This window comes from Marinococcus halotolerans DSM 16375 (assembly GCF_000420725.1).
GTDB classification, from domain to species: domain Bacteria; phylum Bacillota; class Bacilli; order Bacillales; family Marinococcaceae; genus Marinococcus; species Marinococcus halotolerans.
Genome location: NZ_ATVM01000014.1, coordinates 41,803 through 66,759 on the forward strand (window position 1 = coordinate 41,803; position 24,957 = coordinate 66,759).

23 protein-coding genes are annotated in these 24,957 nt (G+C 50.3%); 16 read left to right on the forward strand and 7 right to left on the reverse strand.

The window, feature by feature from the left end:
* Window positions 1–18 precede the first annotated feature (18 nt).
* The 8 genes from G548_RS0110835 (at window position 19) to allB (ending at window position 9,692) form a co-directional block, all read left to right on the forward strand.
* Window positions 19–627 (forward strand): TetR/AcrR family transcriptional regulator, encoded by a 609-nt coding sequence (locus G548_RS0110835; RefSeq protein WP_022794183.1) that lies wholly within the window; start codon window positions 19–21, stop codon window positions 625–627.
* A gap of 147 nt (window positions 628–774) precedes the next feature.
* Window positions 775–2,394, forward strand: a complete 1,620-nt coding sequence (locus tag G548_RS0110840) for a PucR family transcriptional regulator (protein ID WP_022794184.1) — start codon at window positions 775–777, stop codon at window positions 2,392–2,394.
* 157 nt (window positions 2,395–2,551) lie between these two features.
* Window positions 2,552–3,862 carry a nucleobase:cation symporter-2 family protein gene (locus tag G548_RS17950; RefSeq protein WP_022794185.1) on the forward strand — a complete coding sequence of 437 codons (1,311 nt, stop codon included), beginning with the start codon at window positions 2,552–2,554 and terminating at the stop codon, window positions 3,860–3,862.
* 14 nt (window positions 3,863–3,876) lie between these two features.
* Window positions 3,877–5,454 carry a factor-independent urate hydroxylase gene (pucL, locus tag G548_RS0110850; protein ID WP_022794186.1) on the forward strand — a complete coding sequence of 526 codons (1,578 nt, stop codon included), beginning with the start codon at window positions 3,877–3,879 and terminating at the stop codon, window positions 5,452–5,454.
* Complete coding sequence (gene uraH / locus G548_RS0110855) at window positions 5,455–5,805, forward strand: hydroxyisourate hydrolase (RefSeq protein ID WP_022794187.1); 351 nt, start codon at window positions 5,455–5,457, stop codon at window positions 5,803–5,805.
* 27 nt (window positions 5,806–5,832) lie between these two features.
* Window positions 5,833–7,074, forward strand: a complete 1,242-nt coding sequence (allC, locus tag G548_RS0110860; RefSeq protein ID WP_022794188.1) for an allantoate deiminase — start codon at window positions 5,833–5,835, stop codon at window positions 7,072–7,074.
* A gap of 14 nt (window positions 7,075–7,088) precedes the next feature.
* Complete coding sequence (locus tag G548_RS0110865) at window positions 7,089–8,342, forward strand: pyridoxal-phosphate-dependent aminotransferase family protein (RefSeq protein WP_022794189.1); 1,254 nt, start codon at window positions 7,089–7,091, stop codon at window positions 8,340–8,342.
* Window positions 8,343–8,357: 15 nt separating this feature from the next.
* Complete coding sequence (gene allB / locus G548_RS0110870) at window positions 8,358–9,692, forward strand: allantoinase AllB (RefSeq protein ID WP_022794190.1); 1,335 nt, start codon at window positions 8,358–8,360, stop codon at window positions 9,690–9,692.
* Window positions 9,693–9,711: 19 nt separating this feature from the next.
* Here allB and G548_RS19470 read toward each other — a convergent pair whose 3' ends face one another.
* The 3 genes from G548_RS19470 to iolG all read right to left on the reverse strand — a co-directional run bounded on the left by G548_RS19470 (window position 9,712) and on the right by iolG (window position 11,811).
* The gene (locus G548_RS19470; protein WP_022794191.1) at window positions 9,712–9,864 is read right to left on the reverse strand and encodes a hypothetical protein; all 153 of its coding nucleotides are present in this window, start codon (window positions 9,862–9,864) and stop codon (window positions 9,712–9,714) included.
* Between the two features lie 108 nt (window positions 9,865–9,972).
* Window positions 9,973–10,770: a 5-deoxy-glucuronate isomerase gene (gene iolB, locus G548_RS0110880; RefSeq protein ID WP_022794192.1), complete on the reverse strand. Its 798-nt coding sequence runs from the start codon at window positions 10,768–10,770 to the stop codon at window positions 9,973–9,975.
* Between the two features lie 15 nt (window positions 10,771–10,785).
* On the reverse strand, window positions 10,786–11,811 hold the full coding sequence (iolG, locus tag G548_RS0110885; protein ID WP_022794193.1) for an inositol 2-dehydrogenase: 1,026 nt from the start codon (window positions 11,809–11,811) through the stop codon (window positions 10,786–10,788).
* 258 nt (window positions 11,812–12,069) lie between these two features.
* Between iolG and iolC the strand changes: the two genes are divergently transcribed.
* Together iolC and G548_RS0110895 are read left to right on the forward strand one after the other, a co-directional pair.
* Entirely contained in the window at window positions 12,070–13,071 is a 1,002-nt protein-coding gene (gene iolC / locus G548_RS0110890; RefSeq protein ID WP_022794194.1) for a 5-dehydro-2-deoxygluconokinase, read from the forward strand.
* An 86-nt stretch (window positions 13,072–13,157) separates the two neighbouring features.
* Window positions 13,158–14,609 (forward strand): CoA-acylating methylmalonate-semialdehyde dehydrogenase, encoded by a 1,452-nt coding sequence (locus G548_RS0110895; RefSeq protein WP_022794195.1) that lies wholly within the window; start codon window positions 13,158–13,160, stop codon window positions 14,607–14,609.
* 217 nt (window positions 14,610–14,826) lie between these two features.
* Here G548_RS0110895 and G548_RS0110900 read toward each other — a convergent pair whose 3' ends face one another.
* Window positions 14,827–15,315 carry a hypothetical protein gene (locus tag G548_RS0110900; protein ID WP_022794196.1) on the reverse strand — a complete coding sequence of 163 codons (489 nt, stop codon included), beginning with the start codon at window positions 15,313–15,315 and terminating at the stop codon, window positions 14,827–14,829.
* Between the two features lie 145 nt (window positions 15,316–15,460).
* Complete coding sequence (locus G548_RS0110905) at window positions 15,461–16,288, reverse strand: manganese catalase (RefSeq protein ID WP_022794197.1); 828 nt, start codon at window positions 16,286–16,288, stop codon at window positions 15,461–15,463.
* Window positions 16,289–16,678: 390 nt separating this feature from the next.
* Between G548_RS0110905 and G548_RS0110910 the strand changes: the two genes are divergently transcribed.
* The gene (locus G548_RS0110910; protein WP_022794198.1) at window positions 16,679–17,104 is read left to right on the forward strand and encodes a MaoC/PaaZ C-terminal domain-containing protein; all 426 of its coding nucleotides are present in this window, start codon (window positions 16,679–16,681) and stop codon (window positions 17,102–17,104) included.
* 56 nt (window positions 17,105–17,160) lie between these two features.
* Here the strand turns inward: G548_RS0110910 and G548_RS0110915 are convergent, their stop codons facing one another.
* Window positions 17,161–18,816 (reverse strand): alpha-keto acid decarboxylase family protein, encoded by a 1,656-nt coding sequence (locus G548_RS0110915; protein ID WP_022794199.1) that lies wholly within the window; start codon window positions 18,814–18,816, stop codon window positions 17,161–17,163.
* A 112-nt stretch (window positions 18,817–18,928) separates the two neighbouring features.
* Window positions 18,929–19,669, reverse strand: a complete 741-nt coding sequence (gene map / locus G548_RS0110920; protein WP_022794200.1) for a type I methionyl aminopeptidase — start codon at window positions 19,667–19,669, stop codon at window positions 18,929–18,931.
* A gap of 245 nt (window positions 19,670–19,914) precedes the next feature.
* Between map and G548_RS0110925 the strand changes: the two genes are divergently transcribed.
* The 5 genes from G548_RS0110925 (at window position 19,915) to G548_RS18815 (ending at window position 24,911) form a co-directional block, all read left to right on the forward strand.
* Window positions 19,915–20,739 carry a hypothetical protein gene (locus G548_RS0110925; RefSeq protein ID WP_022794201.1) on the forward strand — a complete coding sequence of 275 codons (825 nt, stop codon included), beginning with the start codon at window positions 19,915–19,917 and terminating at the stop codon, window positions 20,737–20,739.
* 140 nt (window positions 20,740–20,879) lie between these two features.
* On the forward strand, window positions 20,880–22,901 hold the full coding sequence (locus tag G548_RS0110930) for a thioredoxin domain-containing protein (protein WP_245558598.1): 2,022 nt from the start codon (window positions 20,880–20,882) through the stop codon (window positions 22,899–22,901).
* Window positions 22,898–23,497 carry a hypothetical protein gene (locus G548_RS0110935; RefSeq protein WP_022794203.1) on the forward strand — a complete coding sequence of 200 codons (600 nt, stop codon included), beginning with the start codon at window positions 22,898–22,900 and terminating at the stop codon, window positions 23,495–23,497. Before G548_RS0110930 ends, G548_RS0110935 begins: the two co-directional genes overlap by 4 nt.
* 79 nt (window positions 23,498–23,576) lie before the next feature.
* Complete coding sequence (locus tag G548_RS0110940) at window positions 23,577–24,314, forward strand: TSUP family transporter (protein ID WP_022794204.1); 738 nt, start codon at window positions 23,577–23,579, stop codon at window positions 24,312–24,314.
* 27 nt (window positions 24,315–24,341) lie between these two features.
* A complete protein-coding gene (locus tag G548_RS18815) occupies window positions 24,342–24,911 on the forward strand; it encodes a TetR/AcrR family transcriptional regulator (RefSeq protein WP_022794205.1) in 570 nt (189 codons plus the stop codon).
* Window positions 24,912–24,957: the final 46 nt, after the last annotated feature.

Here is a 24,957-nt window from a genome sequence, read left to right on the forward strand (position 1 = left end):
GGAATGGGGAAATAAGCGGTGGCATATAACAAAAAACGACGGACTACGAGAAAAAAGAAGGACCTGGTAGAAACCGCGCACCGTCTGTTTCTGCAGGAAGGGATTAAAGCGGTCACCATCGGGCAGCTGTGTTCGGAAGCCAGTGCAAGCAAGGCCACATTTTATAAATACTTTACAGATAAAGAAGGCATTTTAAGCGAAATGCTCGACGGCGTGATGCAGGAATCCAAAGACAAGATGGAAAAACTGATCGAGCAAAGCAGAAAGCACGGGATGACTGAAGAGATGCTTTTGAAGATATTTGATATGAAGGAATACGAATCTTTTTTTCAATCGAGCTTTCTCACGGAATTAATGCAGGATTATCCGCATGTACTGGCCGATTACAGCAGCCGGGGCGAGAAAATAGTGATGCCGGCGTTCCGGGAGCTGGTGGAGCTGGCAAAAGAGCAGGGGATTCTCCGGGAAAATATAAATATTGATTTTTTCATGTCATATGCGATCTCGCTCCGGCAGATGGTCGCCTACCGGATTCAGCAGGGGGAGGACGTGCCGGGCAGCATGACGCTTGAAGAATACCAGACACATTTTTATGATTTATTTTTGTACGGTATCGTTAAAAGATAAGCAGAAAGGCTGCCGGCTGCCGGCGGCTTTTTTTATGGTTGCTGGAATTTCCACTGGCGGCAGGATTACTTTTTCTGCTACAGTAAAAGTTAAAATAACCAATCATGTTAGAAAAGATTGGAGATGTATCACAAGGAGGCAGAAACGGTGAACATAGGAGAAACGCTGCAGCGCCCGGTTTGGAAGGATGCAAAACTGCTTGCGGGAAAAGACGGAGAGATCCGTGAAATCCGGCAGGTGAATATGATGGACGCACCGGATATTGTTGATTATCTGCAGGAGGACGACCTGCTGGTGACGACCGGATACCATTACAAAGACCGCCCTGAGGAATTAAGCGTGCTCATCGAGCGGATGGACGCCGTAGGGTGCGCCGGCATTGGACTTAAAATCGATCGTTTTCTGCAGAAGCTGCCGGAGAGCGTCATCGAAAAAGCGGACGAGCTGCAGTTTCCTATTATTGCTCTGCCGGAGGACATTGGTCTTGGAGCGATGGTTAATGATATGCTCAATGACATGCTTTCGGTGCGGACAAGAGAGCTGCGTGAAGCGTTAAACGTCCACCAGCGGCTGACCGATTATGTTATGCACGGTAAAGGCCTGACGGCGCTGCTTGAGGAAGTATGCGACTATATCGGCTTTCCGGTTCTGCTGCTCGATGCATATGACCGTCCGATCTATGCAGGCGAAGGAATGGAATCGGCGCAGGCGGTGATCGAGGCGCACCGGCGGGCGAAACGGGATCTGTTTTTAGCCGGCAGCACCTACAGCAGCTTCTGCGTGTGGGAAACAGCGCAGACGTACACACTGTTCCCGGTACGGACACACGAAACACGCAGCGGCTGTCTGGTGATTGGCGGCGAAATTCCCATTTATGACAACGGGCTTGTGCTTATCATTGACCAGGCTGTAAATGTGATCGGATTCGAACGCATGAAACAGAGTGCCATCGCTCAGTATGAACGAAGAGCCCGCGATGAATTTTTTCAAAATTTCATTAATGAAGGCTATTCATCCGATGAAGAAGCACGAAACCGCGCGGAGGAGATGGGGCTGCCAAACAACCGGAATTACGGCTGCGCAGTCGGCATGCTTGACCCCGAGCCAAGGCTTCCGGTCACCTATACCCAGCAGCAGCGGGAAATGGACCACATGTATGAATACATTGAAGGCGAATTGGACAAATGGCGAACGCCGGCATGGTTTTTCAAAAAAGAGCGGCAGTGTATTATTTTATGGGAGGTGGAACAGCTGCAGGGAGAAGCAGATGAAGCTTTGGTAGAAGCGCTGCGGCAGCTGCAGGAAGGGATTCAGCTGTTTTTTGACCGCTCGATATCCTTTGGCATCGGAAACACGGCGCGGTCGTTTCTTGATACACCGGCGTCCTATAAAGAGGCGGAAAACACCTTGTACAACAGCCAGCTCACCGGCGAACGCGGATTTATCCGCACCTATTATACAAAGGATATTGCCCAGCTTCTCCGGCTGCTGCCCACCGAAGAGCTGGCCTCGTTCAGCCACTCGGTGCTGCAGGAACTAACAGAGGGAAGCCAGGAGGATCAAGGGCTTGTGCAGACGTTATCTGTCTATCTCGAGTCGCACTGCCACGTGGCTGATACGGCAAAACGGCTATACATTCACCGTAATACAGTGCTCTACCGCCTGGAAAAATGCGAGGAGCGCTTAGGGGTTTCCCTGAAAAACCCCGAAACGACGATGCGGCTGCGCCTGGCGCTGCGGGTGCAGAACGTTCTTTCCTCGGAATGATGTAAGATAATCTGCGCAGATCCCTTCGTTTTCTTAATGATTATAGATAAAGCATCTAAAATATTTTGATAATTTTATGTAAAATGTCTAATGAAACGAGTCCAGGCCTCCTATAAGATGAATAGTAAGGTAATAATAAAAGGAGGAACACCTAATTATGGCTAACGGAACCAACGGGCTTCGGACTTTTTCATTGGGACTTCAGCATGTGCTTGCAATGTACGCCGGAGCGATACTCGTTCCGCTTATCGTAGGACGCGCATTGGAGCTTTCAGCAGAACAGCTGGCATACTTAGTGGCAATTGACCTGCTTTCCTGCGGTGTGGCAACTCTGCTGCAGCTGTGGAGAGGAAAACATATCGGCATCGGGCTGCCTGTCATGCTCGGCGTATCATTTGTAGCAGTGACACCGATGATCAGCATCGGCACTAATTACGGCGTGACAGCTATTTACGGATCGATTCTTGCGGCCGGGCTGTTTGTCGTTATCTTCGCCAGATTTTTTGGAAAATTACAAAAGCTGTTTCCGCCGATCGTGCGCGGCACAGTTGTAACGATTATCGGGCTTTCACTGATTCCTACCGGGATTAAAAACATGGCCGGCGGAGAAGGAAGCGAAAACTTCGGCTCTCTTTTTAACCTGCTTTTATCTGTCAGTGTACTCGCCGTGATCATTCTTTTCTTCCGGATGTTTACTGGGTTTATGCGGTCACTCGCTGTCCTGATCGGTATTGCCGGCGGAACGATAGCCGCAGCAGTCATGGGGCAGGTCTCCTTTGGAGAGGTGATGGAGGCCTCGTGGTTCCATTTTCCTCAGCCGTTGTATTTCGGCATGCCGACATTTGAATTAGGGCCGATTATCACGATGATTATTGTGTGCAGCGTGATCGTTGTTGAAACGACCGGTGCTTACTACGCAGTTGCCCGTATTACGGATCGTGAGCTGAACGAAGACGATCTGGTCCGGGGCTACCGCTCCGAAGGGCTCGCAGTCATTATCGGCGGCTTGTTCAACGCTTTCCCCTACAGTACGTTTGCACAGAATGTAGGTCTGCTCGAGCTTTCAAAAGTAAAAACGAGAAACGTTATTTTCTCAGCCGCAATGACCCTGATCGTCCTGGGGCTGATTCCAAAGGTTGCTGCCCTGGTTGTCATTATTCCAACACCGGTGCTTGGCGGGGCAACGGTCGTCATGTTTGGAATGGTCGTCGTTGCAGGTCTGCAGATGCTCCGCGACGTCGATTTTAATGAACAGTCGAACCAGCTGGTGGTGGCGTGTTCTGTGTCGCTTGCACTCGGTGCCACAGTAGTACCGGAGCTGTTTTCAAGCCTTCCGGAAGGGCTCGCCATCATCTTCGGGGATGGCATCATCACTGGTAGTTTAGCCGCAATTTTCATTAATCTCCTATTTAATGCACGGTGGAAGGGGGAACATGTATATAATGAAGAAAAACAAAGTAAAGCCTGAAGGAGGAGTAGTGTATGCTGACCATTGAACAAGTAAACCAATTATCCCGCAGGGAATTTATCGACACTTTCGGAGGGGTCTATGAGAATTCTCCGTGGGTGGCCGAAGCAGTCGAGCCGGTGAGACCGATGGAATCTGTTGAAGATCTGCATCAGCGGATGGCAGGCGTAGTTATGACATCCGGCGAAGAGAACCGGCGTGCACTGATCCAGGCGCACCCTTCTCTTGGAGAAAACAAACCGATGAGCGGGGAATCTGCTTCCGAGCAGGAAAGCGCTGGTTTAACAGAGATGGAAGAGGAGCAGCAGGAAGAGCTGCGTATATGGAATGAGCGTTATCAGGACAAGTTTGGCATGCCGTTTATTATGGCGGTAAGAGGAAAGACCGCAGAGGATATCCTAGAGGCCATCCAGGTGCGGATGGAACATACCCAGGAGGAGGAAGAACGTCAGGCTGTACGGGAAATTCACCGAATAGCTCTTCTGCGGCTTGAGGCCATCATTGAAGAGGAGCGGCCGGAAACGATGACTGAATCAAACGAAAGTGTGGAAACAGGCAGCAGCCCCGCAGCCGGAGAGCAGGAAGCTTCTGCAGCGCTCGCGGCAGAGCCGGCCCGCCTGTCTCAGACAGCGACAAGGACAAGCAGTAAAAAACGGAGAACGATGAGCTACGGCAAAGGCGATGTATTTGCCTACCGGACGTTTTCCATACCATTTACAGATATCACCCCAATACCGGAGTCCCCTTATGAAGGCACAAACAACACAATTTTTGGCTTGAATGTGTCCGTTAATATTACCGGCGAGGCCTTTCTGCCGAGCTTTACCGAGGGCGATAACAGCATGGTGGTGGCGACGGACTCCATGAAAAACTTTATCCAGCGTCACCTTGGCAGCTATGAGGGGGCGACGGTGGAAGGATTTCTTGCCTATGTCGGAGAAGCGTTTCTCGAAAAATATGATCACGTTGAAACCGCAGAGGTATACGCTGACCATCTTCCTTTCGAAAAAGTAAATGTAGATAATACGGGATACAAAAGCGGTGTAGTGTTTAAAAAGTCGCATAATGAAAATCCTGCAGCGATGGTGAAAGTAGGGCGGACCTCGTTTGGGGCTCCGGAGATTATCGAGCAGGAAAGCTACGTGAAGGACGTCCAGCTCGTTAAAGTAGTCGATAATTCATTTGTCGGTTTTATCCGGGATGAATACACAACGCTTCCCGAGGATTCCAACCGCCCGTTGTTTATTTATTTGAATATTGGCTGGACCTATGAAGCACCGCATATCGCTTTCGGGCAAAACGGGGAAGGCTACGTAGCCGCTGAACAGGTGAAGGATATTGCAGCTGCCGTTTTCCACGAAACACAGACGGCCTCCATCCAGCAGCTGATCTATTATATCGGCCGCCGGGTGCTTGAGCGGTTCGCACAGCTTCAGGAAGTGTCGTTCGAGTCGCAGAACCATACATGGGATACTGTGGTTGAAGATATTCCAGGAAGTGATGGGAAGGTGTATACAGAACCGCGCCGGCCATACGGCTTCCAGCGCTTTTCGGTGCACCGGGAAGATCTGGATCATGAAGGAGAAGCATAAATGGGACTCACAACACATGTGCTTGATCTGGCTTCGGGCCGCCCGGGCGAAGGTATAGCTCTGACGCTGTACCGCCTGGATGGCAGCCGGAAAATTAAAGAAGCAGAACGGGTGACCAATGCAGACGGTCGGGTGGATGAACCACTGCTGCAGGCAGAGGCCATTCAAACAGCAGCGTACGAGGTGGAATTTCAAACTGGGGAATATCTCCGGCAAAAAGGATGGACGAAGGAGGACCCGCATTTTCTGGAAACGGTGGCTCTCCGGGTCACGCTTTCAGCGGAGGAAACGTCCTATCACCTTCCGCTGCTGTTATCTCCCTACGGCTATCAAACGTACCGGGGAAGCTGATTAAAATGCAGGAAAAGGAGGGGACGTATGGCTGTTCATTCTTCAAACATAATTCAGGATCAAATCGATCAGCTGCTGCAATGGCTTTCGGACTTTGGAAAAACAGAAGACGGCGGCGTGACGAGGCTTTTATACGATGAATCGTGGCAGCAGGCACAGGAAGCAGTAAAGGAAAAAATGGAGGCAATGGGTCTTGAAGCCCGCTATGATGCCGTGGGAAATGTATTTGGACGCTTTGAAGGAACAGAAAAAACGGATAAGGTCATTATGGCAGGCTCCCACATTGACTCTGTCGTAAACGGTGGCAGGTATGACGGCGCGTACGGAGTAGCTGCTGCCATACTCGCCGTAGAAAGGCTAAAGCAGGCTTACGGCCGGCCGAAGCAGAGCATTGAAATCGTATCATTCTGTGAGGAGGAAGGAAGTCGTTTTCCAGTCACGTTCTGGGGGTCGGGGCATATTACCGGAAGGCTGTCAGAGGGCGAAACAGAAGCCCTGAAGGATACAGAGGGTATTTCCATTGGCCAGGCAATGCGGGCATGTGAATTTGAAGCTCCGGCATCGCTTCCGCTCAAGCGTGAAGACATAGACTCCTTCATTGAGCTTCATGTGGAGCAGGGAGGCACGCTGAAAAAGTCGAATGCTTCTGTGGGAGTAGTGTCAGATATTGTCGGGCAGCGCAGGTACCACATTACCGTGGAAGGAGAAAGCAATCACGCCGGAACCACTCCAATGCCGGAACGCAAGGATGCGGTGGTGTTAGCCAGTGAACTGATTACAAATATCACCGCCATGGCCAGGCGCAGGGACGAAAGCATGGTGGCCACGGTAGGCAAAATGGAAATTACGCCAAACGTACCGAACGTAATCGCTTCTAAAGTCGTTTTCAGCCTGGACGTGCGTCACCACAGCAAATCGCTGCTCGAAGAATTTGAGCAGGAGCTTGAAAATTTGTACACCGCGCAGGCTGAAGAGTACGGCATGAACGTTTCTTCGAATTGCTGGATGGAAGTGGAACCGGTGCCAATGAGCAAAGAGGTATATGAAACGATGTACGAAGCTGCTGAAAGCCTGCATATTCCCTCCCAGCTGATGATCAGCGGAGCCGGGCATGACGCGCAGGTCATGGGCAGCTATTATCCTACTGCACTTTTGTTTGTGCCAAGCGAGGCCGGTGTGAGCCACTCGCCGAAGGAATACACCAAATCCAGTGATTTAGAGCAGGGAGTAAAAGTACTTGAAGAAACACTGTTTCGTTTAGCGTATTAGAAAGGAGAGTAAATATGGGCTATCACCAGGAAATTCAGCCGCCGCTCCGCACGATCATGACACCGGGCCCGGTGGAGGCGGATCCCCGGGTGCTCCGTGCCATGAGTACCCCGGTAGTCGGACAGTTTGATCCGGCCTTTACAAATATTATGAATGAAACGATGGAGCTGTTGCGCCGCATCTTTCAAACCGAAAATGAATGGACCTTTCCGGTGGACGGTACTTCCCGTTCGGGTATTGAAGCAGTGCTTGCGAGTGCGATTCACCCGGGGGACCGGGTGCTCGTGCCTATTTACGGTCGGTTCGGGTATTTATTGACCGAGATCGCCGAACGGTACGGCGCAGAGATCCACACGCTCGAAAAGGAATGGGGCACTGTCTTTTCCCCGGAAGAGGTCATAGAGGAAATGGACCGCGTGCAGCCGGATATCGTTGCGATGGTGCACGGGGAAACGTCGACGGGCTGCATTCAGCCGCTTAAGGAAATCGGGCACGCCTGCCGGGCGCGCGGAATCTACATTGTAGTGGACGCGGTGGCGACGATCGGCGGAGTGCCGGTCAAAACAGATGAATGGTGTCTCGATGCGGTTATCGGCGGCACACAGAAATGCTTCAGCGTTCCGTCCGGAATGGCTCCGCTGACGTACAATGACCGCCTCGAGCGCCGCTTTCAGGCACGTAAAAAAGTGGAGCGGGGGATTGCGACAGAGGCAGACAAACAGCCGGAGGCACCGATGATCCGGAGTAATTACTTTGACCTCAGCCAGCTGCAGGACTACTGGGGCCCGCGCCGTTTGAACCACCACACCGAAGCGACATCGATGGTTTATGCGCTTCATGAAGGCGCGAGACTGATCGTCAACGAAGGGCTTGAAGCCCGTTTCGCCCGGCACCGCTACCACGAGGAAGCGCTGATGGCCGGTTTACAGGCAATGGGTCTGTCGCTGTTTGTAGAAGGCGAAACGAAGCTCCCGGTCGTAACCTGCATCAACGTACCGGAGGGCATTGACGCAGATGAAGTCCGAAAAATGCTCCTCGGGCAGTTTGGAATTGAAATTGCCTCGTCCTTCGGACCGCTGCACGGGAAAATCTGGCGCATCGGCTCCATGGGCTACAGTTGCCGGAAGGAAAACGTGCTGACCGTACTCGGAGCGCTCGAATCAGTGCTTTTATACGCGGGAGCGCCGGTGAATCCCGGCTCTTCCCAGCAGGCAGCACTGTCCTTTTACATGCAGGAAAAAGATATAAAAGCAGCGGCTGAAGTATAGGAGGACACATAAAGAATGTATGAACTGCTGATTAAAAATGGAACCGTCGTCCGCCCGGGCGGTACAGAAGTAACCACGGTGGCGGTCACGGACGGAAAAATAGCAGCCCTTGACGTATCTGATGAGACTAAAGCACAAAGCGTAGTAGACGCTGCTGGCATGCTCGTCATGCCGGGAGCGGTAGACGTTCACGTTCATTTCAGCGAGCCCGGCCGGGACTGGGAAGGCTTTGAAACAGGGGCCCGGATGCTTGCAGCAGGCGGCATCACTACTTATATGGATATGCCGTTAAACGGTATTCCTTCTACGATCACCACCGAAAATGCAGAAGAAAAAGCGGCGCTCGGCCGGCAGAAATCCGTCCTGGACTTTGGGCTTTGGGGCGGTCTCGTGCCCGGAGGGATAGAGCATATCCCGGCTATGGCAGCTCGGGGCATACGTGTGTTTAAAGCCTTTATGTCTCCGAGTGGAAATCCGGAGTTTGAACGGGCAGATGATGAAACGCTGTTCCGGGGTATGCAGATAATTGCTGAACACGGAGGATTGCTTGGTCTTCATGCAGAAAGCGCGGCGGTAGTGAGTACGCTCAGCCGGCAGCTTGAGGAAGAGGGGCGTACGGAAACGGATGATTATTTAGCCTCCAGGCCGGTGGAAGCAGAGCTTGAAGCGGTGCAGCGCGCCCTCGTTTTTGCAAAGCAGACAGGCTGTCCGCTGCATTTTGTACATATTAGCTCTGCTGAGGCGGTGCAGGTAATTCAGCGCGCAAAAGCAGCCGGGCAGGACGTTACGCTTGAAACCTGCGCCCATTATTTAATGTTTGACCACGAAGCGCTGCGAACGCGCGGTGCCGAAGCAAAATGCGCGCCTCCGTTACGGGAGGCCCCGGTACAGCAGGCGCTTGTGTCCAGATGGAAGCAGGGCGACATAGATATGGTGACCTCCGATCATTCACCGTGTCCGGAGGAGTGGAAAGACGGCGGACTATGGCAGGCGTGGGGAGGTATTTCGAGTGGTCCATACACGCTGTTGAGTGTACTCGAGCTCACAGCGCAGCACGGCCTGCCGTGGGAACAGGCAGCAGCGTGGACTGCGGAGAAGCCGGCGGAGCGTTTTGGCCTGTATCAGAAAGGGAGCCTCGAAGAAGGCAAGGATGCAGACCTTGTGCTGGTCGATCTTCATGAAGAAACGGCAGTAACACGTGACACTATGCATATGCGTCACAAGCACAGCCTGTTTGAAGGGCATCGTTTTCCGCACCGGATCCATTCGGTCTGGCAGCGGGGCATAGAAATTTATAACGGGAAAACTGATACATTTACAAACAGAAAAGGAAAGTGGCTGCAGGAATAATGATCCGGCAGCCACTTTTTCAGCGCAGAAGGCGGTTAATGAATTTACGAGCCGCACGGTTTGCGGAGCGGCGCGCAAGGCGCTTTCCGAGGGAGCCATTTTTGGCTGCCTTTACATCACCGGAAGCACGGTTTGCTTTTAAAATCGTACGTGCGAGCTTTTGAAAAGCCATCTGAACACTCCTTTCCGTGAAACAATCTTTGTATAGTATATATCCTTATTTGTACAAAAATAAGCCTCCAAATGAATATTCATTTGGAGGTCTGGAAGCGGAAAAGATTTATTTCAGCAGCCATTCGTGATCCGGGTCATTATGGAATTTCCACTTGCGCACCGGTCCGGCCATCACATTTAAATAATAAGCCTGGTAGCCTGCAGGAGCAGCCACGGGGTGGTAGCCTTTAGGTACCATCACGACATCGTTGCTGTTTACTACCATCGTTTCATCAAGGTCTCTTGGATCGTCGTAAACGCGGTGAATCAGAAACCCGCCTTCTTCCGGGTCCACCTTATGAAAATACGTTTCTTCAAGATAGGACTCATGCGGAAGGTTTTCGGTATCGTGCTTGTGCGGCGGGTAGCTCGACCAGTTCCCCTCCGGTGTATACACTTCTACCACCAGCACGCTCTCGGCTTCCTCGGAATCCGGGAGGATATTATGCACTCTCCGGGACATGGAGCCTGAGCCGCGGTCTTCTGTGCCTACATCATCCGGGCCGATCAGGCGGGCGTTATACTTCCCGGTTGCCGGAGCCTTACAGACGGCGAGTTCAATATCTGTATTCGCCTTTACCTCAAAGCGGTCCCTGGCCGGAACGTATACTGAATACGGCGGTATTTTTTCGAAAACACTCATCCGTTTGCCGAGATTTTCAAAGGAGTCATTGCTGGTCTGAATGTCTGCTTTGCCGCTTAACAGGACGAGGCACGCTTCGTTATCGCCGGTGTCGGCCTGAATGCTTTCGCCCTCCTGCACACGGTACACCTGGAAGCCGACATACTTCCAGCCGGCGCTCTCCGGGGTAACATCGTGGATTTTTTGTGCGGTAGTATCTGGTTTCACAACTAAATTTGGCATACATAAACATCCTTTCTAAGAGAGTTCAATCATTTCGGATTCAACATCAGCGACATACACGGTTTTCTTCTCTTTCCAGGCTTTTGCAGCGGCGAGGGCAGCCGTCTGGGCGGCAAGGCCGTCATCGCCGGTGCAGACAGCCGGGGTGCCGGACTGCACGGATTCAGCGAACATCGCAATCTCGCGCTCGAACGCTGTTTGATAGCGCTCCAGAAAGAAGTGCACCGGCTTTTCCGATTTAATGAAGTCATCCTGCCACCACTCCACCTGATGAATCGGCTGATTTGGTACCGTGGCTGCCCCGTTGGAGCCAAACAGCTCGAGACGCTGATCATAGCCGTAGACTGCCCGCCGGCTGTTTTCAATCACACCGACGGCCCCGCTTTCAAATGTTAAAGAGATAATGGCCGTATCAATGTCACCGTAATCATTGAACCGCTTATCGGTCAGTGCTCCGCCGTGCACAGAGATCGCTGCGATATTTTCTCCCATAATATATCGGGCCATATCAAAGTCGTGAATAGTCATATCCACGAACAGTCCGCCGGAGTTCGCCACGTATTCCATCGGAGGCGGGGAAGGGTCGCGTGAGATGATCTGCAGCATCTCAGGGGTGCCGATCTGGCCGTTTACGCGCATCTTCCGCACCTGTTCGAAGGAAGGATCAAAGCGCCGGTTGAAGCCGATTTGAAAAACAAGGCCTGCTTCTCTGGCCGAGGTGACGACGCGGCGTGACTCTTTAATATCAAAGCTGATTGGCTTTTCACAAAAAATATGTTTTTTGTTTTGAATGGCCTTATCAATCAGAGAGATATGCTCTGAGGTGGCAGCACAGATAAAAACGGCATCAATTTCAGGATCATGAAGAATATCTTCGGCGCTGGATGTTACGTACTTCGGAGAAAAGGCCTGCTCAATTGTTTCAAGAGCAGATGTGTTGATGTCTGCGACAGCCCGGAGGACAGCGGCAGGAAGATGGTAAAGGTTTTCAATATGCAGCCGGCCGATGCGCCCGGCGCCGATAACACCTATATTAACCATATGCGGAGCCCCCATAAAATGTAGTTTGAAGAAAGCGCTTAACTTTAATGTGAATTATACATTAATGAATCGCTTACATCAATCAAAGAATGAGATTTTTCAGAAAACATACAGCAGTCCTGGACCTTTAAATAGAAATTAAAGAAAAATCAAAAAAATACTTTACATCTGAATGCGCTTTCTTTAAAATCAAACGTACAGAAGAGGAAAGCGCTTAACCATAAATCGATTAAAATAACGAAGGGTGGTTATGTTTTAATGGAATTCCCAAAAAACCGTTCAAGGGATCTGGTTGGCATGGGCCGGCTGACGATTGACATGAACGCGAATGAAATCAACCGTCCGATGGAAGAAACGCGGACGTTTACGAAATATGTGGGAGGCTCTCCGGCCAATATTACGATCGGAGCGTCGAGACTTGGTCTTAGCACCGGGTTCATCGGCAAGGTAGCTGACGATCAGATGGGTAATTTTATCCGCGGCTACTTTGAAGAAAACAACATTAATACGGAAAATGTAAAAACAGACGATACGGGCGCGGTCACCGGGCTTGCCTTCACGGAAATCATCAGTCCGGAGGACTGCAGCATACTTCTGTACAGAGACAACGTGGCGGACCTGAAAATCAGTCCGCTCGAAATTTCCGAGGAATATATTAAAAATACATCCGCGGTAATGTTTTCCGGCACGGCGCTTGCTGCGAGCCCTTCCCGGGAAGCGGTCTTTCTGGCGGCGGAATACGCGCACAAGCATGGAACGAAGGTGCTGTTTGATATTGACTTTCGTCCGGCGACGTGGAAATCAAAGGAAGAAACCGCCACGTATTACAACCTGCTCGCTGAAAAAAGCCATCTGATTATTGGAACAAGAGATGAATTCAATATGATGGAAAACATGGAGTCTGAAATGGACGGAAGCGACGATAAGACCGCCGCGAAATGGTTTAACCACTCGGCAGAAATTGTGCTGATAAAGCACGGGGCCGAAGGGTCATTTGCCTACACGAAGGACGGGGACTATTTCACCGGGAAAACCTTTGAAACCGAAGTGCTGAAAACATTCGGGGCCGGAGACGCCTACGCCTCCTCCTTTGTTTATGGCCTGATGCAGGGGTGGGAGGTTGACCGGGCGATGGATTTTGGCGGTGCGTCCGCAGCCATTGTTATTTCCCGGCACAGCTGCTCCGAAGCGATGCCGAATGCAAAAGAAGTACAGGAATTCATTGATGAAAGTGTGAGAAAAGGTACCATAAAGTCCTAAGAGGCCAGGGTGCTCAGGTATAATCATATGAAAGTACTTCAAAAAGCAATTCTAATATCCGTTTATATAGAAAGGACGATGAAGATATGCAGGAACAAGCAGTAACGACCCTGAAAAATTTTATCGGCGGGGAATGGGTGGCGTCCCGGTCCGCCACCGACAAGGTCTACAACCCGGCCACCAGTGAGGTGATCGCCCATGTGCCGCTCTCCTCGAAGGACGAAGTGGACGAAGCGGTGAAGGCGTCGAAAGCGGCGTACCGCGACTGGTCGAAAAAGCCCGTCCCGCAGCGCGCCCGCATCCTGTTTGCCTACCAGCAGCTGCTCATCCGCCACTGGGACGAGCTCGCCGAGATCATTACGCTTGAAAACGGCAAAAACCTGAAGGAGGCCAAAGGCGAAGTGCAGCGCGGCATCGAATGCGTGGAATTTGCCGCCGGGGCCCCGACGCTCATGATGGGCGACCAGCTGCCGGACATCGCGACCAACATTGAGTCCGGGATGTACCGCTACCCGATCGGCGTGGTCGGCGGGATCACCCCGTTCAACTTCCCGATGATGGTGCCGTGCTGGATGTTTCCGCTCGCGATCGCCTGCGGCAACACGTTCGTGATGAAGCCGTCCGAGCGGACCCCGATGCTGGCGAACCGGCTCGCCGAGCTGTTTGAGGAAGCCGGGCTTCCGAAGGGCGTATTGTCCGTGGTGCACGGCGCGCATGACGTGGTCAACGGGCTGCTGGAGCACGAGGACGTGCCGGCGATTTCCTTTGTCGGCTCCCAGCCGGTCGCGGAATATGTGTATAAAAACGGCACGGCGCACGGCAAACGCGTCCAGGCCCTCGCCGGCGCAAAAAACCATACCCTCGTGATGGAGGATGCGGATCTGGATAACGCGGCGTGGCAGATTTTAAACGCCGCCTTCGGTTCCGCCGGCGAGCGGTGCATGGCCGCCTCCGTCGTCGCGGTGCAGGAAAGCGTCGCCGACCAGCTGGTGGCAAAGATCCAGGCGTATGCCGACGACGTCACCATCGGCAACGGCCGCGAGAAGGACGTCTTCCTCGGGCCGGTGATCCGCGAGGGCCACCTCGAGAAAACGAAGGCCTACATTGATAAAGGCGTCGAGGAAGGCGCGACGCTCGTGCGCGACGGCCGCCAGGACGAGGTGGCGAAGGACGGCTACTTTATCGGCCCGACGATCTTTGACCACGTGCAGCAGACGATGACGATCTGGCAGGACGAAATCTTCGCGCCGGTCTTATCCATCGTGCGGGTGCCGGACCTGACCGCCGGCATTGCATGGGCGAACGAGTCCCGCTTTGCGAACGGCGCCTGCCTGTTCACGAGCTCCGGGCACAGCGTCCGCGAATTCCGGGAAACCATCGACGCCGGGATGCTCGGCGTCAACGTCGGCGTGCCGGCCCCGATGGCGTTCTTCCCGTTTTCGGGCTGGAAGGATTCCTTCTACGGCGACCTGCATGCGAACGGCAAGGACGGCGTGGAATTCTACACCCGCAAGAAAATGGTCACCGCACGCTGGTAACTGTATATAAAGAGAGTAACCCCTTGTTGAATACGCGGGGTTACTCTTTTTTATTGCATTACGTGAAGGGCGCCCAACACGGTTTTGAATTACTGGTTTATAATTATTTGTTTGTAAGAAGAGGGCGAACAGACCGTTTATGTTTATAGATGAAAGGATGAACTAGAGCGGTAGTGGAGCAGGTATCGCCTGATCGATTTATTACATTAACTTGTTTTTAATTGGAACCAAACGGCCCATGGGGATTATGGGAGTAGGAGTTACTCTGATTATTTTCCTCCCGGTAGAGGCTTTGTTTAGCTTCGTCTTTCGTTTTCTGCACTTCCTGTACTGCTTCCTTTCCTTCCTTTTGTACAGTATCCTCAATCTCTTCGCTGGCTTCTTTGGCGGTATCAACGATTGTTTTCGATTCCTGTTGAATCTGTTGAAGCTGCTGAATGAGATCCCTGCCGTATTTTTCATAAATCGTCTGTATCTGAACACCTGTCGTTTTAAGAAGCTCGAGGGAGCGTTGAAGTCTATTTTTTACTTCTTCTGTACCCATGCTTTCACCCGCATCCCGGGCACGGGCCCCTAAGTTTTTATTTTCATTGGTTCCTGTTTCCGGGCTGGATGACTTCACTGTAAGCCAGGCAATGCCACTGCCAACAATGACCGTAGATAAAACTACAAGCGGAATGATGTTTTGTTTAGACGTATTTGTCATTAGTGCCCTCCTTTAAATTGAAATTAAATGAAAGATTGGTGTGGTGATAAATAAATAAGGAAGAGAAGCAGCTCTCTTCCTTATCATTATCGTTAAAAATTATAAAGCAGACGGAACTGCAGGTGTAAAGAACAGCTGCCTCTGTTTATTTCTTATCCATGTCTGGAAGGGTGTTGTGCATATAGTCAGGGGCAGGCTTCAGCTCAGGTTTGCCGCCATGAGCCTTTGGCTCGGATACATATTCAAAGGAGTGGCCGTCCGGCGCTTTATCCTTCAGCCAGTTGAGACTGGCGCTCTGCTCTCCTTCGGAGAAGTTCATCAGCTGGTGGGAGAACTCGGTTGCTTCCCATTGTTCCGGTACGGTGGATGGTGCCGTGAAGCCTTCTTTTTGCTCGAGTTCTTTAATCGCTGCGGCCCACTGGTTCTGGTGCATCGTGTCCCGGGCGAGTAAGAAGGAAAGCATCTGACGGACGCCTTTGTCTTCGGTCATTTCGTACAGGCGGGCCACCTGGAGACGTCCCTGCGATTCCGCGTTAAGATTTGCTCGGAAATCACTGAGAACATTGCCGCTCGCAATAATATAGCCGGCGTTCCAAGGGACACCATTGCTGTCTTTAGGTACAGCGCCAAGGCCGGAAACAATCGCATGATGCGGATTCATGTCGCCCATGATGGATTCGACGATTGGATTTTTAGCTGCTTCTTCCTGTTCTTCGACCGGCGCATCGTCAAGCAGCTGGGCGATCATGGTCGCGATCATTTCGATATGGCCGAATTCTTCCGTGCCGGTATCCATCAACATATCTTTATACTGCTCGTTGCCACGGGTATTCCACCCCTGAAACATGTACTGCATCGCGACAGAGATTTCCCCGAACTGACCGCCGAGAATCTCCTGAAGTTTTTTGGCATAGACGGGATCCGGACGATCTGGTTTCGCGTGAAATTGAAGCTCTTTACGATGGAAAAACATAAATAATAACCCCTTTTTCGTAGTGGATAGTTAGATTATCTGATTAGATAGTTGTCGTCCATTTCTTATATAAAACAACATACCGCAATAGCGCCTGGTAAGCCGCCCTCCTTTCCATAATCATAAAAAAAGAGCCAGAAAAAGGAGGCCTCTCCTTTCTCTGGCTCATAACTCAGCTTTTTATCTGGTTATTCCCGCCATGCAATATGATGTACTGCTTATGTTATAGCCAATAATGGAAGGGTTTAAACATAGACCCTTTATTTATTTTAAAAGCCTGCAGAATTTTTAGAGCTGCGAGTATTTTTATAAGCCAGGTGGAAGTATGCTAATATAAGTATGCTGTTTTTATAAGTGATTTAATTTGGGATACAGAGGAAGAGGGGAAAAATGCAGCTTGATACATTTACTTTGGGACAGATATTTGAAACAAATATATACAGGGTGACAAAGGAGGATGTCCTGCGGTTCGCGCGTGAATTTGACCCGCAGTATATGCATATAGATGAAGAAAAAGCTGCCGAGGGAAGATTCAACGGTATTATTGCCTCGGGTATTCATACGATCAGCATCACATTTAAACTCTGGGTGGAAACAGGGATGTACGGAGATGATGTCGTAGCAGGTACGGAAATGAACCATATTAAATTCATGAAGCCGGTCTACCCGGACGACGAGCTGCGGGCGTATGCTGAGGTGACGAAGATAGAAGCGAAGAAGGAAACGGAAGGTATTCTTACGGTCATGCTAAGAACGTACAATCAAAAGGATACAAAGGTGTTTGAGAGTGAATTGTCCGCGCTGATTAAGCGTTAATACCATAATAGAAAAGCCAGCCCACTATTATGAAAGGGCTGGCTTTTTCGCATTTGCTATGAGCTGCTGCCTTCGGCAAATTCGCGGAGCCGCTTTAGGTGAATCGGGGCATCCATCTGGTCATCAACGTTCATTTCAATAAAATGAAGTGTATCTTTCCGGTCGAGATGGGCAACAGCCTCCTCAAATTCAGTGGAAGAGGAAACGCTCCTCGTCTCGGCGTCCGGATAAAAGCTTTTGACGAGCTGAATATAGTCCCAGCGCGGGATGTCGTTGTAGCGGGCATGTGTATTTTCTGTATTTAAATAACGTTCTACAGTGTAGCCGTCATTGTTTAAAAAGAAAATCACCGGCTTAAGATTCTGTTCGGCCATTGCGCTCAGCTCCTGGGCGGTCAGCTGAAAAGACCCGTCTCCAATAAATAAAAGCACGCGCCGCTCCGGGGCTGCAAGCTGGGCCCCAAAGGCTGCCGGCAGGGCGTACCCGATGCTCTGCCACGAGCCCTGGGAAATAAACAGTGTATTCTCCGGAAGACGTACATGCGGCAGACCGTAGGAAAAGGTGCCGGTTTCAACGACAACGATATCCTCGGGGCGGAGCATCTTTTGGATAATAGGATAGTACGTTTCTGCCAGCAGCCGTTCGGAATAGTTTTCAGACGGAAAATCATAGAAGGACGGAAAATATTCCGGCCCTTCAAATGTACGGCATTCCATTAGAGTAAGAGCATCAATTACTTCCCCAACCACTGTATTATAACGAGCTTTGTTTTGGACGGAAACACTCTGCGGCTGAATATCAATTCGCTTCTCCGCGGGCAGATCGGCGGTGAATTTCGCCATATTAAAGTCGGATTCAAGCAGGCCGGCAGTAATAATTAAATCGGCGCTTTCTACATAATCGCGCACCTGCTGGCTGCCAAAGGCACCGCCGTATATGCCGATATACAGCGGGTGCTGTTCATTAAATCCGCTTTTTCCCTGCATCATCTGGGCTGTCGGAATGTTTAAGTGCTCTGCGAGCTGCAAGATGCTGTTCTCCATATGGTAGCGGGACGTAAAAATATCCACCAGCAGCACTGCTTTTTCTGCCTGATCAATTGTTTCTTTCATCAGCTGGGCGGTTTCCTGGACGACGAGCTCGTCGCTCATATAGGAAAGCTCCTGCTGCACCCCCGGCATTTCAATGGAGGTGGCTGCCACATCCTGGGGAACATCAATATAGACTGGTTTTCGTTCACGGACAGCGGAAGCGATAGCCTTCGGAATTTCTTCGGTGGCGTTTTCTGCGGTGATTTTCACCGCATAGCTCGTGATTTCCTTGTGCATGCGGAGAAATACCGAGTAGTCGCCATCCATCAGGGTATGATGGGCTTTAACGCCATTTTCCTGCATGGAAGAGGCCGGTGATCCGACAATTTGGATTAACGGTATGTGTTCACTGTAGGCACCGGCGACAGCGTTTGAAGCGCTCAATTCCCCGACGCCAAACGTGGTGATCATAGCGCTGAGCCCTTTAACATGTGCGTATCCATCAGCGGCGTAGCCGGCATTCAGCTCATTCCGGTTATCGACAAAGCGTATGCCGCTGTAGCTTTCAAGTTCATCGAGCAGGGCGAAATTATAGTCGCCCGGTACGCCGAATATTTCTGTAATGCCTTCTTTTTCAAGGCAGTCGTATAAAAAAGAACTGACTGTTTGTTGTGCTGCCATAATGTACCTCCTGAACTGGATAATAGTAGGCTGTTCCCGTATCAGCAGGAATTTAGACATAAACCAGGAGGGTAATTACCTGCAGCAGTAAATAAATACAAAAGAACCGTTTTTACAATGTGGTAATAATCGGGCCGTCCTTAGTGAGAATAATTGTATGCTCGTACTGAGTTACGTAGCTGTCATCAGTCAAAAGGGTCCATCCGTCGTCAGACTGGAAGACCTCCTCTTCAGATGTAGAGATAAACGGCTCAAAGGCAATAACCGTGCCATCCTTTAAAATTTCATCGTCCCAGCGGGAGAAATAGCTGAAAATATGCTCTGGCGGCTCATGAATCGAGCGTCCAATACCGTGGCCGGTAAGATTTTTGATAACAGTAAAGCCGTGCTGTTTTGCCACGTTATGCACAGCTTTTCCGAGAGCACTTTTTTTCGACCCCGGCTTTGCCTTCTCAAGTCCGGCGTCAAACGCTTCTTTAGCAGCTTCGCATAGTTTCTGTAAAACGGGGTCGGCTTTACCGACCACAAAAGAAACCCCGGTATCGGCAAAATAACCATTTTTCGAACCGGAAACATCAATATTGACCAGGTCGCCTTCCTGAATGGTCCGTTCGCCCGGAATTCCGTGAGCTACTTCCTCATTAATGCTGATGCACGTCTGCCCGGGAAAATCGTATACGCCCTTTGGTGCAGACTGAGCTCCTGATTGGTTGAAAAGCTCTTCTGCCATGTCATCAAGTTCTTTTGTAGTGATCCCCGGTTCAGCCGCATGGACTAATTTGTCGCGAATCGCTCCGCAAATTTCACCAATTTCCCGTAATCCCTGAAAATCCTCTTCTGTTTTTGCAATCATTGTGTATCCTCACTTTTTAAACAGTTTATGTTAATCATTTCATTTAGATTCTATCATAAAAAATTTAAGGGGAGCTGCCTGGGCGATGAAAAAATCCTCATTATGAAAGTGGCAGCAAAAACTGAATATAAGCCAGGTGATTTATCATTTAAAGAAGACAAATCGATATGGTAATGTTAAACACAATTACCATACATTAGATCGTAGAAAGCATTAAAAAAGTTAGTACAAAGGGGTTACATTACATGAAGAAGCAATTAGTGGCAGTTGGATTGTCATCCATTTTAGCATTGTCCGCTTGTGGAACACCGGAAGAAGCTGGCAGCGATTCAAGCGAAAACAATGAGAAGGAAACACAGGCGTCTTCAAACGATTCTTCCAGTAACGCAGAAGGGAAAACGCCGGAAACGGATTCTGAAGAAACGTCAGATCGTTATGAAAAGTTACACAAGACTATGACCACGTTCAGCCTTCCCGAAAAGGGGCGTTTAAGTAACGAAGAAGCAGAATTACGGTTTGGGGAAATTTTGCGACCTGAAGATGGTTATGAAGATGTAATTGTTTATGATAATTCGATGATTTTTTATAAAGATACGAAAGAAACTTATACTTATTCCTGGATTAATTACGATACATTATCGCAGGAGGATAAGCCTGAACCGTATGGAACACAAGCGTTAGGGGCATTAAAATATAGAATTAACCATACTATTTCAATTTACCCTTCTATATTCGAAGAAAACGGCGGTACGCCTTTGAAAGATTTAGACGAATATGAAGGCGTTAAAAAATCTCAAATTGAATCAGGGGAACTTTTAGAAGAAGGAGAAGGGAATAATCCAACAGGTTATGAAGCTATTGAAGAAGGTTCACGTAATTCTTTAAGCGAACTTTATCAGCTTGAACCTTACATTGAACAATTCGACGCTGTTCACGACTGGACGACAGAAACGATCTATTACTTTGAAGAAGCTGGATCGTATGACGAAGACGAATGGAAAGAAGCGTATGAGTATTATAAGAAAGGCGTCGATAATATTGACGAAATGGAAAGAGCCATTAACGAATAAACCTTTATGTCCTTCCTATTTGGTTCAGGAAATATAATGTTTATTGATTACTTCGTTGGACCGTATGCGATAAAAACGTTGTCCTTGTTTGGGCGGCTTCTTTTTCGTGAATAAATACTAGTAAGAAAGGACGTGATTGGTTGAACCGTCTACAATACGAAAAATCGCCCTATCTCCAGCAGCATAAAAACAACCCGGTGGACTGGTATCCTTGGGGTAAAGAGGCTTTTGAGAAAGCAGAAGCAGAGAACAAACCACTAATGGTGTCTATTGGGTATTCAACTTGTCATTGGTGCCATGTGATGGAACAGGAGAGCTTTGAAAATGCAGAAGTGGCTGCGATATTAAATGAAAAATTTATACCAGTGAAAGTAGACCGGGAGGAGCGCCCGGATGTGGATGCCATCTATATGTCAGCATGCCAGGCTATGAACGGTCACGGCGGGTGGCCGCTGAACGTGTTCATTACACCGGATCAGAAGCCTTTCTATGCGGCTACCTATATCCCGAGAAATCAGATGGGCAGTATGCCGGGGATTATGGACGTCCTGAGTCAGCTTTCAGATATTTACCGTGACGATCCCGAGCGGGTGGCGCAGGTGGGAAATGATATTTCCAAAGCACTCGAGCCGCGGGCTGTGGAAACGAGACAGCTGAATATTAACAACGTGCATACAGCGTTCCGGGCCTTTACACAGCAGTTTGATTCCTCCTACGGCGGATTCGGCTCTGCCCCGAAATTTCCAAGCCCGCATATCGTGATGTATCTGCTGCATTACTATCATCAGTTTGAAAGCGAGGGTGCGCTGTACATGGCCACCTCCACGCTCGATGCGATGGCTTCTGGAGGCATCAGAGACCATATTGGCGGTGGTTTTTCCCGTTACGCGACAGATCAGGCGTGGCTGGTTCCCCATTTTGAAAAAATGCTGTACGATAACGCGCTGCTTCTGATGGCTTATACGGAGGCCTACCAGCTGACAGGCGAAACGAGATATAAAGAAGTGGTGGAGGAAATTATTGAGTACGTCCACCGGGACCTTACGCATGAAGAAGGGGCGTTTTTTTGCGGAGAAGATGCTGACAGCGAAGGGGAAGAGGGCAAATTTTACGTCTGGACCCCGGAAGAGATTGAAGACGTGCTCGGGGAGGAGCGCGGCGAACAGTTTGCGATTGAGTATGGTATCGACCCCGCCGGAAACTTTGAAGGAAAAAGCATTCCCAACCGGATCAACCGTCCGACTGCAGGATGGAGCGATGCCGAACGCCGTAAGGCGCTGCGCGCCTTATATGAACATCGGGAAAAGCGGGTTCGCCCGTTCCGGGATGAAAAAATACTTACGTCCTGGAATGGCTGGATGATTGCCTCGATGGCTAAAGCAGGACGGGTGTTCCAGGAAGAAAAATGGACGAAGCTTGCTGAGGAGGCGTACCGTTTTATTGAAACCCGGCTTCAGGATCAAAACGGCCGGTTCAAAGCCCGCTGGAAGGATGGCGACGTGCAGTATGATGCGTACGTGGATGATTACGCCAATATGATCTGGGCCAGCACCGAGCTTTACGCCTCGACGTGGAAGCCGGAGTATATTGAAAATGCATCTGCCTGGGCAGAAACGATGATTAGCTACTACTACGACCAAGAGAACGGCGGGTTCTTTCTGACAGCATCCGACGGGGAACCCCTTTTGTTCCGGCCGAAGGAAGCGTTTGACGGAGCCGCTCCTTCCGGCAACAGTGTAGCTGCGGTACAGCTGATGAGGCTCGCCCGTCTTGCCGGCAACATGGAATTTGAACGAACGGCTGAAAAAACGTGGGAAGCTTTTTCGGCTTCAATCGAACAGGCGCCGACTGCCTTTGGGCATCTTATGCAGGGGCTGGTGCTTTTTCACAGAGACAGAAAGGAAGTAGTTATCCGTCCTGCCCAGGATGATGAAGCGTTTCGGGTAAAAACCTACATTCAGCGCGCATTTCATCCCGAAGTGACGAGCCTGGTCGCCGAAGAGAACACTGATCTCAGCCGGGCGGCCCCGTTTGCAGAGGATTATCCGGTGCAAAACGGAAAGACCACTATCTATGTCTGCCGGGACTTTTCCTGCCATGCGCCTGTGCACAGTACGGAAAGCATGAAATATTTATTTGGCGCCGGGCAGGACAACCAATGACTATTATTACGGTGGAAGCAGAAAACAATGCGTGGATACCGGATATGTCCGAACGGCTTAAGCGTTATTTTCCCGAAGCCAGGCTGATCGAGCGACTTGCGGAAATTCCTGAGGATCCGTGGGAGTGGGTCGAAGCTGAACGACAGCGGAACCGGGAGGCGAAGCAGTGGGAAGAGGAAGGCGAGCCGGTAATCGTGGAAGGAGATGTGCTTGCCCCGTTTATGAAGGCCTGGATGCACTATTTCCGTAAGCCGTGGCCGGAGCTGTACGAGCTCGATGATTACTACCGCAAGCGTCTGCAGGACTTTCGGCTCCATCTGTCCCAGCGATATGTATTCCTCCAGCAGGAGGAAAAGAAAAAATGGCGGTGGCCGAAGCGGAAATCTCCGCTTGAAGAGGAGAAGGAAGCCAAATACCGGTACTATAACGGAATGAAATCGCATACGCCGGAGTTGATCGATCTGGTGGCATACGACTGGATGGGGGCATATCCCAAATACCTTGAGCAGCATTGGCCGGCAGATCATCCTAAACGGGAGTGGCCGATGCATCTGTATGAGTTTATGATTTATTTTGCAGCGAATCAGCGGGCGTGACACAAGTCGCTCCCGTTTTTTTATCTTTATTTAAAGCGTGATATAATAGCATAAGTATGCAATGAAGGGTTCTGACAACATGAGTGCCATGGTGGAATTTATATTAATCGCGGTAATCATTTTTACCGGAAGCTTTATTCAGGGAGTCAGCGGCTTTGGTTTCGGGCTGTTCGTGATGAGCTTTGTGCCGTTTTTCTTTACGCTGCAGTTCAGCTCACTCCTCGTTATTTCGCTATCCGTGGTTACCGCACTGAGCATTATAGGCAAGGTGTATAAGCACATCCAGTGGGCCCAGCTCGGATATTTGCTGGCAGCTACCGCGGCAGGGAGGCTTGCAGCTTTTTTTATACTACATAACTTCGGGGAAATGGACATTCTGAAAAAAGTGCTCGGCCTCGTGCTTCTCGGCATGGTCGTGTACACCTTTGCCCAAAAGCCGGAGAAAAAGCTGCGGCCGGTGCCAAAGGCGGTGCCGCTTACGCTTGGCTTCTGCGGTGGGCTGGTAGGAGGAGTGTTTGGCGTCGGCGGTCCTTTTTTTGTTGTTTATTTTTTATTAACAACAGCCAACAAGTATCATTACACAGCGAACCTGCAGATTACATTTCTAATCGGAGGTCTATTGACTGTCTTTGCCCACGCAGGCGCCGGCGACTTTTCGAGGGAGCTGCTGCTTTATATTCCTACAGGTGTTGCGTGCGTGCTGCTTGGCACAAGAATTGGTATCCGCTATTTCGAAAAGCTGCCGCAAAAGCACATTCGTACGCTCACGGCCGTCATTATTGGCGTAGCAGGCCTTAATATGCTGTTTTTTGCTTAAAACTAAACTGAAAAGGAGGATTGCCTGATGCCGAGGCAGCGAACAATTGACCGCAGAACGCTTTTTCAGGAAACCGAAAAGTTAATCATGGACGAAGGCTACCATTCGTTTCATTTCAAAGCCCTGTCGGAGCGCCTCGGGGTGGCGAGAAGCACTATTTACAACTATTACGCTAAAAAGGAAGAATTAGTGACAGCCTACATGCTCGACAAGCTGGAGCAGGTATTTGCCCAGCTTGACGAAGCCGACCGGCAGACGAATTTTTCAGTACGGATGAAGGCCTATATCCGGGTGTGGGTACAGCAGGCATCGGTCCATCAGGCCTTTGACATTTTTCCGGTCATGGACCACCATGCTTCGGCCCAGGTGGAAATTAACGTAGAACAGCTCCAGCAGTACCTGGGGCAGCTCGGGAGCCGGGCGTATACGCTGATCGAAGCCGGCAAAAGGGAAGGGGCCATCCGCGGGGACCTTCCGACGCATGGCATCACACGGATGCTTATGGTAGCCGTGCAGGCGCCGGATCCGTCTCTGAGTGAGGAGGAATGGGTGGATACCATTTATAATATTTTTTTAAATGGTATCAAGCGCCCGTAAATAATTTTTAAATTTAAATGACACTAGTGTCATTTTCATTCAAAAC